This window comes from Stenotrophomonas sp. PAMC25021, from assembly GCF_004795795.1.
In the GTDB taxonomy this organism is placed as follows: domain Bacteria; phylum Pseudomonadota; class Gammaproteobacteria; order Xanthomonadales; family Xanthomonadaceae; genus Stenotrophomonas; species Stenotrophomonas muris.
On record NZ_CP039255.1, the window covers coordinates 2,156,261 to 2,172,545 of the forward strand.

Here is a 16,285-nt window from a genome sequence, read left to right on the forward strand (position 1 = left end):
GATGCATTTCGCATCGTCACCTTCGGTCGGTATGCTGTCCCGCATGCAGCCAAAGAAATACGCCCTGCCGCTGATGGTCCTGTCGTTGGCCGCCACTTCCGTGGCCCACGCGCGCGGCACCATCGACAAGGTGGACATCAAGGGATTGGACAAGGGCGACGACGCCGCAATCATCGAGAACATCCAGGAATCGCTGTCGCTGTACGACACGATCGGCAAGGAACAGGGCGAATCACGCCTGGAGTACCTGCTGTCGCAGGCCGAGCGGCAGACCCGCCAGGCACTGGAACCGTTCGGGTACTACAACCCGGTGATCAAGGTCGAGGCACCGCGCGAGGACGAACACGTGCGCGTGCTGATCCATGTCGACAAGGGCACCCCGGTGACCGTGCGCCGGGAGCACATCGACATCACCGGCCCGGCGATGTACGACCAGTACCTGCAGGATGACCTGGCCGCGTTCAAGCCGCGCAAGGGCCAGCGCTTCGAGCACACCCAGTACGAAGCCAGCAAGATCACCATCACCCGGCGCCTGGCCGAGCGCGGCTACTTCGACGCCGACTACACCCAGCGCCAGGTGCAGATCACCCGCGCCGACAACGCCGCCGACATCGACCTGACCTGGGACAGCGGCCGCCGCTACAACATGGGCCCGGTGCGCTTCCAGCAGGACTACTTCGTCGACAAGCTGTTCGATCCACTGGTCTACTGGGACCAGGGCAGCTACTACCACGAGGGCAAGCTGGACCGGCTGCGCGAGTCGCTGACCAAGCTGGACTACTTCAGCGTGATCGACATCCAGCCGCGCCCGGACCAGGCCGACGAGAACGGCGAAGTGCCGGTGGACGTGAAGCTGACGCGCGCCAAGCGCACCATCTATACCGCCGGCCTGAGCTACGGCAGCGAGAGCGGCCCGGGTGTGCGCGGTGGCATCGAGCGGCGCTTCCTGAACAACCGCGGCCACAAGATGAACACGCAGCTGGACTATGCGCAGAAGCGCAAGAGCCTGGTCACCAGTTACCGCATTCCGGCCTTCAACTGGCTCGACGGCTGGTACACCTTTGCCGCCAGCGCGTACGACGAGCAGACCGACTACATCGATCTGCGCAACTTCAAGCTGATCGCCAGCCGCAGCGGCGAGATCAACGAGCACTGGACCGCGATCGCCTCGATCAACGCACTGCGCGAGCGCTGGCGCTACGCGTCCGGCACCGAATTCACCGACGCCGTCTACAACACCTCGACGCTGGTGTACCCGCAGATGGTTGCCGACTACGTCAACGTCGACGACGAGATGTTCCCGCGCAAGGGCATCAGCGGCGCGGCGACGGTGCGTGCCGGCGTGGAAGGCGCCGGCTCGGATACCAGCTTCGTGCAGGCCAACGCCGTGCTGCGCTGGTACATCCCGGTGGGTGAAAGCAACCGCCTGATCCTGCGCGGTGAAGGCGGCACCACGTGGACCAGCGACCTGGTGGCGATGCCACCGAGCCTGCGCTACTTCGCCGGCGGAGACCGCAGCATCCGCGGCTACGCTTACCGCGAAGTTGGTCCGCGCACGCCCAAACCCGACAAATATGCGCTGGGCGCCAAGAACCTGGTGATCGGCTCGGCCGAGTACGAACACTACTTCAATGGCGGCCCCTGGGGCGCGGCGGTGTTCGTCGATACCGGCAGTGCCTTCGACAACACCATTGACCTGCATACCGGCGTCGGCTTCGGCGTGCGCTGGAAATCGCCGGTGGGCCCGGTGCGGGTGGATATCGCGCACGGCCTGAACAATCCGGACTCGCAGTTCCAGCTGTACCTCAACATCGGAGCGGACCTGTGAGCACGCCCGCACCGAGCCCCGGCACGCTACCGCCGCGCGTGCGCTTCTACCGACGCCGCCGCTTCTGGGCCTGGTCCGGCGTCGGCGTGATCGGCGTGGTGCTGCTGGCCCTGCTGGCGGTGTACTGGCTGCTGCAGACCGTGGCCGGCCGCGATGTGCTGCTGGCACAGGTGGTGGCGCGACTGCCGGCGGGCGCCAGCTTCACCTGGGACAAGGTGGACGGCCCGGTGGCCGGTCCGCTGACCCTGTACAACGTCGACTTCCGCTACGACGACATCCATTTCCACGCCGAGCGCGCGCACCTGGAGCCGGACCTGCGCCCGCTGCTGGGCCGCAAGCTGCTGCTGGACAAGCTGGAGCTGACCAACGCCACGCTGAACCTGGCCAAGAGTGACGAGCCGTTCAAGCTGCCGTCGTGGCCCGATTCGCTGCCGCAGATCGAAATGCCGCTGGCGATCCAGGCCGATGCCATTGCCATCGACGGCTTCCGCATCAGCCAGGCCAACGAGCCGGTGATCGACATCAGCCGTGTGCGTGGTGGCATCGAGATCGCCAATGGCGAGTTCCAGGCGCACAAGCTGGTGGTGGACAGCGACATGGGCAACTTCACCGCCCAGGGCCGTTACATTCCGGCCGAGGACTACGACACCGATGTGACGGTGACGGCGGTGCTGCCAGCACCGCGTGGGCGCACCGCCGCTACGGTGGGTCTGGTCGCACGTGGCGACCTGTCGCACATGGAAGTGGCCGTAGCCGGGCGCGCGCCGAAGCCGCTGCACGCGATGCTGGTGTTCGATGGCCGCACCGACCCGAGCTGGAGCGCCAGCATCCGCAGCGACGAGCTGGATCTGGCGCTGTTGTCGCCAGCATTGGCGAGCTCGGCGATTGCGCCGTTGTCGCTGGACTTCACCGCCGCCGGCAAGGGCGGCAATGCCAACCTGCGCGGCAGGGTGAAGCAGGGCGACCAGGAGCTGGAACTGGCACCGTCGGTGGTGTCGCTGCAGGACCAGGTGCTGAAGGTCTCACCGCTGCTGGTGAAGGGCCTCGGTGGCGAAGCGCGGCTGGAAGGCACCGCCGACTTCAGCCAGGACGATCAGCAGAAACTCAATTTCTCGGTGGTCGCACGCGATCTGACCTACGTGCCAGCACCCGACCCGAACACGGCTGGCAGCGCACCGGTGCCGGTCACCCTGAAGGAAGCACGCTTCGGCCTGGCCGGTACCCTGAAGGCCTGGGCGGCGATCGGCCGTGCCGAGATCGAACGCGAGGCGCAGAAGGCGCAGCTGCAGTTCGACGTACGCGGCAATGACCAGGCCGCGTCGATCCACCAGCTGCAGGCGCAGACGCCGGGTGGGCAGCTGCAGGTGGAAGGCCAGGTGGCCTGGGCGCCGCAGCTGGACTGGGACGCCAAGGCCACGCTGAAGGACTTCGACCCCGGCTATTTCGTGCCGGGCTGGAACGGCCGCCTGTCCGGCAACCTGGCCTCCAAGGGCCGTCAGCTGCCGCTGCCGGCCAATGCCGCACCGGGCACGGCCGGCACGCTGGAAGCCACCGTCGACCTGCCGTCGCTGAAGGGCATCCTGCGCCAGCGCAACCTTGATGCACAGGGCAAGTTCGCGCTGCAGGGCGCGCAGGGCCAGGGTGACCTGAAGCTGTCGCTGGGCAGCAGCCGGGTGACCGCGTCGGGCAAGGTCGGCGACCGCCTCGACATCGATGCACGTTTCGAACCGCTGCAGCTGAGTGACCTGCTGCCGGGCGCCGACGGTGGCCTGCGCGGCCAGGTGCAGGTGAAGGGGCCGCGCGATGCGCCGGACATCACCGCCGACCTGGTCGGCAACAATCTCAACTGGGAGGGCTACGGCGCCGAGAGCGTGAGCATCAAGGGCCACCTGCCGTGGCGCGGCGACAGCGGCACGCTGGCGGTGCAGGGCCAGCAGGTCAACGCCGGCATGCTGCTGGAGCGCTTGAACGTGGATGCGCAGGGCAGTGTGTCCAACCTGCGCCTGGCTGCGCAGACCCGCAATGAGATGGGCGCGATCGAGCTGCAGGGCAGCGTGCGCCAGCAGGGGGCGCAGTGGCGTGGCGAGCTGGCCTCGCTGCGCATCGCACCGGTGAAGGGTGATGCGTGGTCGCTGCGTGCACCGGCGGCGTTCGCGATCAACGGCAGCACCTACACCCTGTCCGAAGCCTGCCTGGCCGCCGCCAGCAGCGGCGCGCTGTGCGCACAGGCCAACTGGCCGCGAGAAGGCCTGGTGGTGCGCAGTGACGCGCTGCCGCTGGCGCTGGTGCAGCCGTGGCTGCCGCCGCAGTCCGGCCGCCGCATCTACCTGCGCGGCGACGTCAGCCTGGACGCGCAGATCCGCCCGCGCGGCGCGACCTGGGAAGGCCATGTGGAAGTGCGCTCGAAGGAAGGCGGCGTGCGCCTGGGCGAGAACCGCAACACCGTGGGCGATACCACCCGCGGCGAGCTGGTGCGCTATGACCAGTTCTCGCTGAAGCTCGACATGACCCCGGCCAGCATCAAGGGCTACCTGGGCATGGGCTTCCAGGGCAATGGTTTCGTCGACGCGAAGATGCAGACCGGCTGGGAAGCCAGCGCACCGCTGAACGGTGAGCTCTACCTCAACATGTCGCGGCTGTACTGGCTGGAGCTGTTCTCGCCGGACATCGTGCGCCCGACCGGCCTGATCGAAGGCCACGTCAGCCTGCGCGGTACGCGCGGGCAGCCGTCGCTGGGCGGCGACGCGCAGCTGAGCAACTTCAAGGGCGAATTCCCCGCGCTTGGCCTGACCTTCGACCAGGGCAAGGGTAGTTTCGTGGCCCAGCCCGACGGTTCGGCCAAGATCACCGCGCAGGCCAACTCGGGCCAGGGCACGCTGTATGTCGACGGCGGCCTGTCGTGGTTCGGTGATGCACAGCCGCTGCAGCTGAAGATCCACGGCGAGAACGTGCTGCTGTCCAACACCAGCGAGCTGCGCATCGTCGCCAACCCCAACCTCGACTTCACGTTGGCCAAGGCGGCGATGGAGCTGCGTGGCACCGTGCACGTGCCCGAGGCCGACATCGACCTGGAGCGCCTGGACCGTGGCACCTCGGTGTCCGAAGACGTGGTGGTGCTGGACCCGGCCGATCCGGAAGAGTCGCGCACCTCGCCGCTGGACATGGACCTGACGGTCAGCCTCGGCGACAAGGTGAAGATGACCGGGTTCGGCCTGAAGGGCGCGCTGACCGGCAAGATGCAGGTCTGGGCCAAGCCCGGCCGTGAAATGACCGCCAATGGCGGCCTGGAAGTGAGCGGCCGCTACAAGGCGTATGGGCAGGACCTGACCATCACCCGCGGCAACCTCACCTGGAACTACAACGCGGTGTCCGACCCGCGCATCAACATCCGCGCCGAGCGCCGGATCGGTGATGTCACCGCCGGCATCGACGTGACCGGGCGTGCGCAGCAGCCGCGCGCGGACGTGTGGTCCGATCCGGCAATGTCGCAGTCCGAGGCACTGGCCTATCTGGTGCTGGGACGCAGCCTGACCGGTGCCAGCAGCGACCAGGCGCAGCAGGTCAACGCGGCCTCGGCGGCGCTCTCGGCGGGCAGCGGCCTGCTGGCTTCGCAGCTGGGCGCCAAGCTGGGCCTGGACGACGCCGGCGTGAGCCAGTCGCGCGCGCTGGGCGGCTCGGTGATCGGTGTCGGCAAGTACATCTCGCCCAAGCTGTACGTCGGCTACGGCGTGTCGCTGGTCGGTGCCGGTTCGGTGATCACGCTGAAGTACCTGCTGCGCCGCGGGTTCGACGTGGAAGTGGAGTCGAGCACCGTGGAAAACCGCGGGTCGATCAACTGGCGGCGGGAGAAATAACCCGCTGCCCCTCAACCACCCTCTGTGTCGGGATCGGTCTGGCTGACAACGGCGAAGGAGGGGGCTGACCTGCGCGGACGAGGCCCGTGCGTGAGCATGCCGTGCCCATCAAGCGCCGACGGTGGCTCGACGGGCGCTGGCGCGGACGCCGTCCGCGATGGGGTGCCTCCAACGAAAGGCGTCAGCATGAGGACGCCAGACACGATGACCACCGAGGCATGGATTGCCACGTGTTTCATGCTGGACGTGCTGATCGCGATAGGGCGAGCGGCATCACCGAGCAATGCCAGCGCCGCCAGAACGGCCAGCACGACGAGAGCGCCCAGCAGGCAGCGGACAATGGCCACCTGCATCTTCATGAGATTGAAGTGCCCGGGTTGGGATACCGCCATCCAGAAGGCGACCTGATCCGTGTCCAGTGGCGCCAGCGTGTCACGGACACCATGCACTCCCAGACGCTGCATCGTTTGCCGCATGATGCCAGCACGCCCGGGCACGCTGGCCGACAGCAGCGATTGCAGCCAGTGCCACGGTCGGGTCAAGCGTTCCATGCGGGCATGGGCCTCGGTTACGGACACCCGGTCATGCGGTCGGTCCAGGGCTGCGGTGAGGGCCGTGTGGTTGCGCGGCTGCAGCTGCCAGCGGCGATGCAGCAGGTTGCGCCGTGCGCGGACCCGGTAGGGATCGATATCAGCCCGGATCTCATCCCAGCAGAAGTATCGACCCAGCAGATCGAAGTTGGACTCGCACAGCGGCTGGCCCTGGTGCAGCAGCTGCTGCAGTACCACGTCACCGATACGCGGCCTGTCGGCCAATGACCACAGCTCCGGGCGATGGGCCAGCCAGTGCTCGAAGCTGGCCGGGTCGGCGTCGCCGGCGGTGTTGATCAGCAGGCGCGCAAACCGGGGCAGGTTCAATGATGGCTCCACCACATCGTCCGGCATGTCGGTGTCGGGCGTGCATGGATGATGCAGCACCGGCATGTGGTCCATCGGCGAATGGCTGTCGTACGGCGCCGGTGGGCCGGGTGGGCTGTTGTCTGCAGGTGGCGTCGACAGCGCTTCTGCACTGCTTTCCTCCTGCCATTGCGTGCGGCTGCGTGCCCACAGCAGGGCCTGCTGGTAAGCCTCGTGCAGCGCCTGGAATGCCACCGGGTCTTCGTCCGGGCGTGCCGCGCGCAGTCTCTGCGCGTAGGCGCGCTTGATCGCCTTTTCGTCGGCGCTGGCGTCGAGCCCGAGAGCGTCCAGTGCCCGGTTCACACGGTGTTTCCAGAAGCAGGTGGAGGCAGGTCGATCGACAGGCGACGGCACCTGTCACGCAGGAACCAGGTGGTCCATAGCAGCAGGACCAGGACGCAGCCCACTTCGGGGACGAACATGCCGATGCCCGGTCCAATCAGGTTGCGCGGCCGGAATCCCCGGCCATCCTCGCGCCGGATCCAGCGTGCCGTCGCCAGAGCAAGGCCAGGGAACAGCAGCAACGTACCTTTTAGCCGCAGATCCAGGCCATGGACCAGGATCAGGCTGGCGAGAGCGATCAGCGGCGCTGGCAACGCCAGCAGCCATCCCCAGCGCGAAGGGGGCAGATCCAGCGTCAGCTGGCGCAGCGCCCAACGGACATGGACCCACAGAGCGCCGGCCAGGGCGAGCAGGACCCCGAGCAGCACGCCGCCTATGCCGAGCGCGGCGGCGGTGCGCAGGTCACGCTGGGCAAGACTCATGAGAGTCGAGCCACCGGCAATCGCGAGCGTCAGGGCAGCCAACAGGCCGCCCCGCAGCGCATTGACCTGGCAACGCCAGCGGTTGGGACGGGAAACGTCGGCAAGGCTGCGCCAGAACTGCACCTGCTGCCGATCCCAGGCGGCGGGCAATGGCTCCTGGCCGCCGCGTTCCAGCGCATCCAGCAGCGCGTTGACCTCAATGATGTGCTCGGGCAGCTGCGCCTGCCAGAGGGATCGTCGCGCGTGCCATGGCTGCGACAGGTAGCGCAGGCAACGCGCAAGGGTGACCCTCCCCAGCCGCAGGCTGCCCTCTTGTTCAAGCAGTGCCGACAGCTCTGCCGCATTCCCGGTCTCGGCGGCCCAGCGTCGATGACCGCGCGACTGGATCGATGTCAGCCTGTCCGGATCCACGCCATCGTGTACATCATCCCAGCCAAAGCAGCGTGCCAGCAGACCCATGTTGGCTGCGCTGACGCTGTTGTGACTGCGTGCCAGTTCATCCAGCAGCGCGTCGCCCACCAATGGCTTGTAGCGCAGCGACCACAGCACCGGCGTGGCCTCCAGCCAGGGGCCGAAGTCTTCAGGGGAAGCCAGATGGGCCATGCGCAGGATCGTGTGCGCATGGCCCGATACGTGGACCGCTCCCTCCAGTTCCGCCACTGGTGCCGTGCGCAGCAGCACAGGCGTGCCGCGAGGTGGCCATGGAGGCGAGTACGAACGCGTTTCGGGCGGCGCCCATGCCACGTCTGCGTCGGGCGGCCAGGGTGCGATGTCGGTTGCATGCTCCGCCGGTTCGTCTTCGTCCGCGATATCGGCCAGCGCTTCCTGGCGGACCCAGTCCAATGCCGCCTGATAGGCCTCATGCAGGTGCTGGAAGGCGATGGGATCCTCGTCGGGTCGCGTCACCCGCAGGCGCTTTGCATAGGCGCGCTTGACCGCGCGCTCGTCAGCCGTTTGGTCCAGCTCCAGGACGTGCAGTGCCCAGCTCATGCATCGCGCTCGAGGGCGTCGAGTGCCTCGTCCAGCTGACGGCGATGACGCTCGACGGCAACGGCATCCTGGCTCTCCAGCACATGGCGGAAGCTGCTCAGCCACGACTGCAACTGTTCACGGTGATGGATGCGTTCCTCGTACAGGCGCTCGGTGCGGGCGATCACCGCGAGGTTGGGCTGGGCGTCACGCGGGTGGATCTTCAGCGCTTCCAGCGCGCGCAGGCGCTGCTGGATCTCTTCGGGTGACAGCAGCCCGGGATTCTGTTCCAGGATGAGCTCGTGGCGCCTGCCGGTGGCATCCTCGGTGACTTCGACCTGCAGCAGCCCGTTCACGTCGTAGGTGAAGCGGGCGGTGACGCTGCGTTCCTGCATCGGGACAGAATGGGTCAGCGGCACGGTCAGCTCACCGAGCTTGATGTTGCGATCCACCGTCGGGCTCTCGCCCTGGAACACGTCGATGCGGATGGCACTTTGCCGCTCGTGCAGCGGGTAGAAGCGATCCTCGCGGCTGACCGGCACCACGCTGTTGCGCTGGATGATCGGGTGGAAATAGCCGCTGCGCTCGCCACCGGCAGCATCCTGGCGGGACACCTGCGTGCCAAGCGTGTAGGGGCAGACATCGGTCAGCACGACTTCGCGCAGCGATTCGTCGCGCGCCTTCAATCCCGCTGCAACGGCGGCACCCAAGGCAATCGCCTGGTCCGGATGGACATGGCGCAGCGGCAGCCGGCCGAACATGCGGGTCGCAAGCCTGCTGACCATCGGCATGCGTACCGCACCGCCGACCAGGATGATGTCGTCCAGCGCCTCGGGCTTGAGCCGGGCGTCGCGGATCGCGCGCTCGATGGGCGCGCGCATGCGCAGCAGCAGTGGCTCGCAGAGCTGGGCGTAGCGAGCTTCATCCAGCTGCCACTGGCGTTCGCTGCCGGCCAGGGGCAACTGCAGGCTGGCAGTGCCGCTCTGGCTGAGTTCGCGCTTGAACAGTTCCAGCCGACGCAGCAGCTGCGCCTGCTCGGCAGCGGACAGGTCGCTGGCGGACGTGCCCTGGTCGGCGTGGAAGGCCTGCACGAGTACCTGCAGGAAATCCTCGCCGCCCAGGAAATTGTCGCCGGCGCTGGCATGCACTTCGACCACGCCATCGAACAGTTCCAGGATGGAGACGTCGAAGGTGCCGCCGCCCAGGTCCAGCACCAGCACGCGGCCTTCGCCGTCACGCTCCTGCAGACCATAGGCCAGCGCAGCGGCCGTGGGTTCATTGATCAGGCGCTCGACGCGGATGCCGGCCAGTTCGCCGGCGGCCCGGGTGGCCTTGCGCTGGGCGTCGGAGAAGTAGGCCGGCACGCTGATCACTGCTTCCTCCACCTTGTGGCCCAGGGCGGCTTCGGCGTCGGCCAGCAGCGAGCGCAGCACCATGGCCGAGAGTTCCTCGGGACGGAAACTGCGCTCACCCAGCCGGGTCTCACGGTCGCTGCCCATCCAGCGCTTGAAATGGGCCACGGTCTGCTGCGGATGGCTGACCAGGCGGTCACGGGCCGGCTGGCCGACCAGTACGGCACCATCGACGAGGCTGACCACCGAAGGGGTCAACAGCTCGCCATGGGCATTGGGGAACAGCTGCGGCCCTGCTGCCGTGTGCCTGCCGATGAGGGAATGGGTGGTGCCAAGATCGATGCCGACGATCATCTGCGAACGTCCGATGTGCAGAAAACTGCAATTCTAGGAGCGCGGCGCAGGCCTGACTATCGGGCGTTGCCCGACAGCGCCCCACGGGCTATGGTCCCGGGCTGTTCTGTCGTACCGGATTGCCTCATGTCACCACGCAAAGCCCTCCCCACCGCCCTGGCCCTGGGCCTGACCCTCGCCACCGGCGCCCACGCCGATGAAGGCATGTGGATGCCGACGCAGCTGCCGGACCTGGCCCAACCGCTGCAGGCCGCTGGCTTCAAGGGCAATCCGGCCGACCTGGCCAACGTCACCGCGCCGCCGCTGAGCGCCGTGGTGCGCGCCGGTGGTGGCACCGGTTCGTTTGTGTCCGCCGACGGCCTGCTGCTGACCAACCACCACGTGGCGATGGGCGTGATCCAGTACAACAGCTCGCCCGAGCACGACCTGATCGCTGGTGGCTTCATCGCCAGGGACCGTGCCGACGAGCGCCCGGCCAACCCGGACTTCCGCGTGCTGGTCACCGTCGGCTTCGACAAGGTGACCGACCAGGTGCTGGCGCAGGCCCGTGGCAAGACCGGCCGTGCCTACTTCGATGCCGTGGATGCAGCCAGCAAGCAGATCGTGGCCGAGTGCGAGAAGGACGGCAGCGTGCGCTGCTCGGTGGCCAACATGTACTACGGCACCGATTTCTACCGCATTGCCCAGCTGGAACTGAGCGACGTGCGCCTGGTGTATGCGCCGCCGCGTGCGATCGGCAACTACGGCGATGAGATCGACAACTTCATGTGGCCCCGCCACACCGGCGACTTCACCCTGCTGCGCGCCTATGTGGGCAAGGACGGCAAGCCGGCCGCCTACAGCAAGGACAACGTGCCCTACCAGGCGCCGGCACACCTGCAGATGTCGGTGGAAGGCCCGAAGGAAGGCGATTACGCGATGCTGGCCGGTTACCCGGGCATCACCTACCGCCACCGCACCGCGGCCGAATTCGCCGGCCAGATCGATACCGTGCTGCCGCGCCGCGTATCGGTGTTCCAGCAGATGATCGACACCATCGAGGCCGCCAGCGCCAAGGACGCGCAGGCGCGTACCCGCTACGCCTCGCAGCTGCAGTCGCTGAAGAACAACCGCAAGCGCGCCGCCGGCGAACTGGAAGGCCTGCTGCGCAGCGATGCGAAGGCCCAGCGCGCCGCCGACGAGACGGCCATGCTGGCTGCCACCGACCGCAGGTACCAGGGTGACATCAAGGCGCTGCTGGCCAACCTGTCGCAGGGTGCGGCGGTGGGCGAGCGTGACCTGCTGCTGGAGCAGATGGCCGCGCAGAGCCAGCTGCTGCGCTCGGCGCTGCTGCTGGAGCGCTTGCGCATCGAATCGGCCAAGCCGGACGCGCAGCGCGAGAGCGGCTACCAGCAGCGCGACCAGGCGATGATCGAAGGGGTGCTCAAGCAGGTCCAGCGCCGTTACGCGCCGGAGGTCGAGAAGGCCCTGCTGACCACCCTGCTGACCCGCTACCAGCAGCTGCCGGACGCGCAGCGCGTGGCCGAGTTCGACGCGGCTTTTGGTCGTACCCCACAGCAGCTGGCCAAGGCGCTGGACACCCTGTATGCCGGTACCCAGCTGGGTGAGGAAGCGCAGCGCCTGTCGCGCTTTGCCGCCGCACGCGAAGGCAAGGCACTGGCCGCCGATCCGCTGATCAGCGTGGCCGGTCCGCTGGTGGCCGCGCAGCTGCGCATCGAGAACGAGAGCAAGACCCGCGAAGGCGAGCAGCTGCGCCTGCGCCCGGCGTACATGCAGGCGCTGTTCGCCTGGCGTGCCAAGCAGGGCCGCGCGGTGTATCCGGATGCCAACCGCACCCTGCGCATCAGCTACGGCAAGGTCGAGGCGCTGCACCCGCGCGATGGCGTGACCTACTCGCCGGTGACCACCGTGGCCGGCATCGTCGAGAAGAACACCAACGCCTACCCGTTCGATGCACCCAAGCCGCTGCTGGCCGCCATCGCCAAGGGTGACTTCGGCAGCACCGCCGATCCGGCACTGAAGACCCAGACGGTCAACTTCCTGACCAACCTGGACACCACGGGCGGCAACTCCGGCTCGCCGGTGCTCAACGCCAGGGGCGAACTGATCGGCCTGAACTTCGACAGCAACTGGGAGTCGGTCAGCGCCAGCTGGTGGTTCGACCCGCGCTACAAGCGCGCCGTGCACGTGGACATGCGCTACCTGCGCTGGCTGCTGGCCAAGGTCTACCCGGCGCCCGAGCTGCTGAAGGAAATGGGCGTGCCGGCCCAATAACGCCGGTACCTGGCAGGCGCCCACCGCTTCCTGGTGGGTGCCCATTGATTCCCGGTAGGTGCCCACTGTTAGTGGGCACGGATGTCCCCGTCACGACCAACGGTCGTGACCCACCAGACGGATCAACGATCGTGACCTACTGCCATGCCCCACCCTTGCGGTCCTTCCTCGTGACCTACCCGCACGACCAGCGGTCGTGATCTACTGACCCCTGTCCTGACGGAAACGCACGCGTGGTCTCCAGCTGGATCCTGCTGCTGGTCTCGGTTGCCTATGCCGCGCTGCTGTTCGGCGTGGCGTGGTGGGGCGACCGTCGGCCGATGTACCCCGACCGGCCGTGGCTGCGGCCGGTGGTCTACAGCCTGGCACTGGCCGTGTACTGCTCGTCGTGGACCTTCTACGGCGCGGTCGGCACCGCCGTGCGCAACGGCGTGGGCTACCTGCCCATCTACATCGGCCCGCTGCTGCTGCTGCTGTTCGGCTGGCGCATCATCGAGCGCCTGGCGCTGATCGCGCGCAGCCAGAACGTGGTCTCCATCGCCGACTTCATCTCCTCGCGCTTCGGTCGCTCGCGGCGGCTGGCGGCGCTGGTGGCGATCATCGCGCTGATCGGCATCATTCCGTACCTGGCGCTGCAGTACAAAGCGGTGGCGATGAGCCTGCAGGTGCTGACCGGCAACACCGGCCCGACCGGCTTCTTCACCGATCCCGCGCTGTACGTGGCGCTGCTGATGGCGCTGTTCGCCACCCTGTTCGGTACCCGCCAGGTCGATGCCACCGAACACCACCACGGCATGATGCTGGCCATCGCCTTCGAATCGGTGATCAAGCTGCTGGCGATGCTGGCCGTGGGCGTGTTCGCCTACCTGTGGCTGAGCAACCGCACCGACGCGGTGGTCGAGTCGGTGCATACGCTGTTCACCGGCCTGCCGCCGGTGGGCTTCATCTCGCAGACGCTGCTCAGTTTCCTGGCCATCATCTGCCTGCCGCGCCAGTTCCACGTGGCCGTGGTCGAGTGCGGCGATGTGCGCGACGTGCGCCGCGCGCGCTGGATGTTCGGCGGCTACCTGGTACTGATCTCGGGCATGGTGCTGCCGATCGCCACCGCCGGCGTGACCCTGTTCGGCACCGGCGGCAGCGTCGCCGACGACTCGATGGTGCTGGCCCTGCCGCTGGCCGAGGGCCGCAATGCGCTGGCGCTGATCGCCTACGTGGGCGGCTTTTCGGCGGCCACCGGCATGGTCATCGTGTCGTCCATCGCGCTGGCTACCATGGTCAGCAACGACCTGGTGATGCCGGTGCTGCTGCGTCGGAGCGGTGACCACCAGGAGGCCGCCGACGTCGCCTCGCGCGTGCTGTGGATCCGCCGCCTGGCGATCCTGCTGCTGGCGCTGATGGCCTACAGCTACTACCGCACCAGCAGCAACGACAGCACCCTGGCCTCGTACGGCCTGATGGCGTTCGCAGCGGTGGCGCAGTTCGCGCCCGGCCTGATCGGCGGCCTGTACTGGCGCGGTGCCAGCCGGCGTGGCGTCGAGGTGGGCATGCTGCTCGGCTTCGCCACCTGGCTGTACACCCTGCTGTTGCCGGCGATGACCATGGCCGGCTGGGTCGATGCCGCCTGGGTGCAGCACGGCCCGTTCGGCATTGAGTGGCTGCGCCCGCAGCAGCTGTTCGGCATGACCGGCTGGGATCCGCTGACCCATGGCACGTTCTGGTCGCTGCTGGTCAATGCGGCGACGATGATGCTGGTGTCCGCACGCTGGCGACCCGGCGTCGACGAGCGCCTGCGCGCTGCCCCCTTCCTCGACCCGTATGCCGAACGCCCGTCGGTGGCCGGCGGCTGGCCCGGCCACGTGCACGTGGGCGACCTGCTGGCACTGGCCTCGCGCGTGGTCGGCGAGCGTCACGCGCGGCGTTCGTTCTTCGAGCAGGCGCAGTCGCTGGGCCGCGAGCTGCAATCCTCGGCGCCTGCGGACCGGCCGTGGGTACAGTTCACCGAGCGTCTGTTGGCGGCCTCGATCGGCGCGGCATCGGCGCGCCTGCTGCTGACCAGCCTGCTGCGTGGCTCGGGCATGGACCTGGGCGAAGTGGTGGCGGTGCTGGACGAAGCGGGGCAGGAGCTGCGCTTCAACCGCGAGATCCTGTCGACCACGCTGGAGAACATCAGCGCCGGGGTCAGCGTGGTTGATCCGGACATGCGCCTGACCGCATGGAACCGCCGCTACCAGGACATGTTCGGCTACCCCGACGGCATGCTCTACGTGGGCCGCCCGGTGGCCGACCTGATCCGCTACAACGCCGAGCGCGGCGAGCTGGGCGAGGGCGATATCGAAGTGCAGATCAACCGCCGCATCGGCTACATGCGCGCCGGCTCACCGCACGTGTTCGAGCGCACCCGCAGCGACGGCAAGGTGATCGAGATGCGCGGCCAGGCGCTGCCCGGCGGCGGTTACGTGACCAGCTACAACGACATCACCGACTACAAGCACGCGGAAAAAGCACTGCTGGAGGCCAACGAGACGCTGGAACAGCGCGTGGCCGAGCGCTCGCACGAGGCCGAGGTCGCGCAGCAGTCGAAGACCCGCTTCTTGGCGGCGATCAGCCATGACGTGCTGCAGCCGTTGAACGCCGCACGGCTGTTTGCTTCGGCGCTGCGCGACAGCGACCATGTGAGTGACGAGCAGAAGCACCTGGCCGAGCGCGTGGATGCGTCGCTGCGTGCTGCCGAAGAGCTGCTTGATGGCCTGCTGGACGTGTCGCGGCTGGATGCCGGTGGCCTGCACCCGGTGATCGGCGAGTTCGACGTGAGCGCGCTGATGCGCGAACTGGCCGCGCAGTACACGCCGGTCGCCGCCGGCCGTGGCCTGCGCCTGGACCTGTTCACGCGTCCGGCCTGGGTGCGCAGTGATCGCCGCCTGCTGCGCCGCGTGCTGCAGAACTTCCTGGCCAATGCGCTGCGCTACACCCGTCAGGGCCGCATCGTGCTGGCGGTGCGCCAGCGTGGCAACGAAGTGGAGCTGCAGGTATGGGATACCGGCCCGGGCATTCCCGAGCACCACATGCGGCAGATCTTCGACGAGTTCCACCGCTACCAGCAGCCGTTCGATTGGGGCGAACAGGGGTTGGGCCTGGGCCTGTCGATCTGCCAGCGCATCTCGCGCCTGCTTGACCATCGCCTCAATGCGCGCAGCCGGGTTGGCAAGGGCTCGATGTTCTCGATCATCCTGCCGCGGGTGGCGCCGCTGCCGGGCTATACCGAACTGGCCGCGCCGGTACAGGCCGCAGCCGCGCCGCTGCGCAGCGATTCGCTGGTCGGCCTGCGCGTGCTCTGCGTGGACAACGACGAAGAGATCCTCGACGGCATGCGCGCGCTGCTCGGTCGCTGGCAGGTGCAGGTGATTACGGCATCGACGGTGGATCAGGCGCTGGAGAAAGTGGCCGAGCGGCCGCAGGTGATGCTGGTGGACTACCACCTGCACGACCGCATGGACGGCCTGGATGCGCTGGTGGCGCTGCGTGAAGCCGCCGGTTACCCGCTGCCGGGTGCGTTGTTGACCGCCGATGGCCGCGACGAACTGAAGCGGATAGCACGCGAACGCGGCTACCGCGTGCTGACCAAGCCGATCAAGCCGGCCTCGCTGCGCGCCTTCCTGGGCGCGCTGCGCGATGCCGGCAATAGCGATGCCTGATCGGCAATTGTAGAGCCGAGCCCGTGCTCGGCTCCCGAACGCATGGCGGCGCCGATATAGCCATCGCTATACAAACCAGCCCTGCCTGCGCGTTTCGCTGGAAATGCGCCACGTGCGGATCGCGATGCTAAGCTTCGCGTCCCCTTGGGGAGTAGCCGGATTCCTTCGCAGGAATCGTCCACGTCAACATACTCGGCCAGTGCGCCGTGGCGTGGACAACCATGATGGTTGGCGAGACCAGC

General features: G+C 67.8%; 7 protein-coding genes and 1 riboswitch. Of the genes, 4 read left to right on the forward strand and 3 right to left on the reverse strand.

All coding sequences use genetic code 11. From position 1 onward, the window contains the following. Nucleotides 1-31 precede the first annotated feature (31 nt). Together E5790_RS10190 and E5790_RS10195 are read left to right on the forward strand one after the other, a co-directional pair. A complete protein-coding gene (locus tag E5790_RS10190) occupies nt 32-1,828 on the forward strand; it encodes an autotransporter assembly complex family protein (protein WP_111205391.1) in 1,797 nt (598 codons plus the stop codon). Further along, nucleotides 1,825-5,682, forward strand: coding sequence for a translocation/assembly module TamB domain-containing protein (locus E5790_RS10195; RefSeq protein WP_111205390.1), 3,858 nt, complete (start codon nt 1,825-1,827; stop codon nt 5,680-5,682). The genes E5790_RS10190 and E5790_RS10195 overlap by 4 nt, the downstream gene beginning before the upstream one ends. Nucleotides 5,683-5,693: 11 nt before the next feature. Here the strand turns inward: E5790_RS10195 and E5790_RS10200 are convergent, their stop codons facing one another. The 3 genes from E5790_RS10200 to E5790_RS10210 all read right to left on the reverse strand — a co-directional run bounded on the left by E5790_RS10200 (nt 5,694) and on the right by E5790_RS10210 (nt 10,077). Further along, entirely contained in the window at nt 5,694-6,833 is a 1,140-nt protein-coding gene (locus tag E5790_RS10200) for a heat-shock protein (protein WP_247594922.1), read from the reverse strand. 104 nt (nt 6,834-6,937) lie between these two features. Next, nucleotides 6,938-8,392, reverse strand: coding sequence for a heat-shock protein (locus tag E5790_RS10205; protein WP_229653727.1), 1,455 nt, complete (start codon nt 8,390-8,392; stop codon nt 6,938-6,940). Continuing rightward, nucleotides 8,389-10,077, reverse strand: a complete 1,689-nt coding sequence (locus tag E5790_RS10210) for a molecular chaperone HscC (protein WP_046433293.1) — start codon at nt 10,075-10,077, stop codon at nt 8,389-8,391. The genes E5790_RS10205 and E5790_RS10210 overlap by 4 nt, the downstream gene beginning before the upstream one ends. Before the next feature lie 126 nt (nt 10,078-10,203). Between E5790_RS10210 and E5790_RS10215 the strand changes: the two genes are divergently transcribed. Both E5790_RS10215 and E5790_RS10220 read left to right on the forward strand, forming a co-directional pair. Then, nucleotides 10,204-12,351 carry a S46 family peptidase gene (locus tag E5790_RS10215; RefSeq protein WP_032957842.1) on the forward strand — a complete coding sequence of 716 codons (2,148 nt, stop codon included), beginning with the start codon at nt 10,204-10,206 and terminating at the stop codon, nt 12,349-12,351. 233 nt (nt 12,352-12,584) lie between these two features. Then, complete coding sequence (locus E5790_RS10220) at nt 12,585-16,043, forward strand: PAS domain-containing hybrid sensor histidine kinase/response regulator (protein ID WP_111205388.1); 3,459 nt, start codon at nt 12,585-12,587, stop codon at nt 16,041-16,043. 140 nt (nt 16,044-16,183) lie between these two features. Beyond that, nucleotides 16,184-16,273: riboswitch (yybP-ykoY riboswitch) on the forward strand. Nucleotides 16,274-16,285 lie beyond the last annotated feature (12 nt).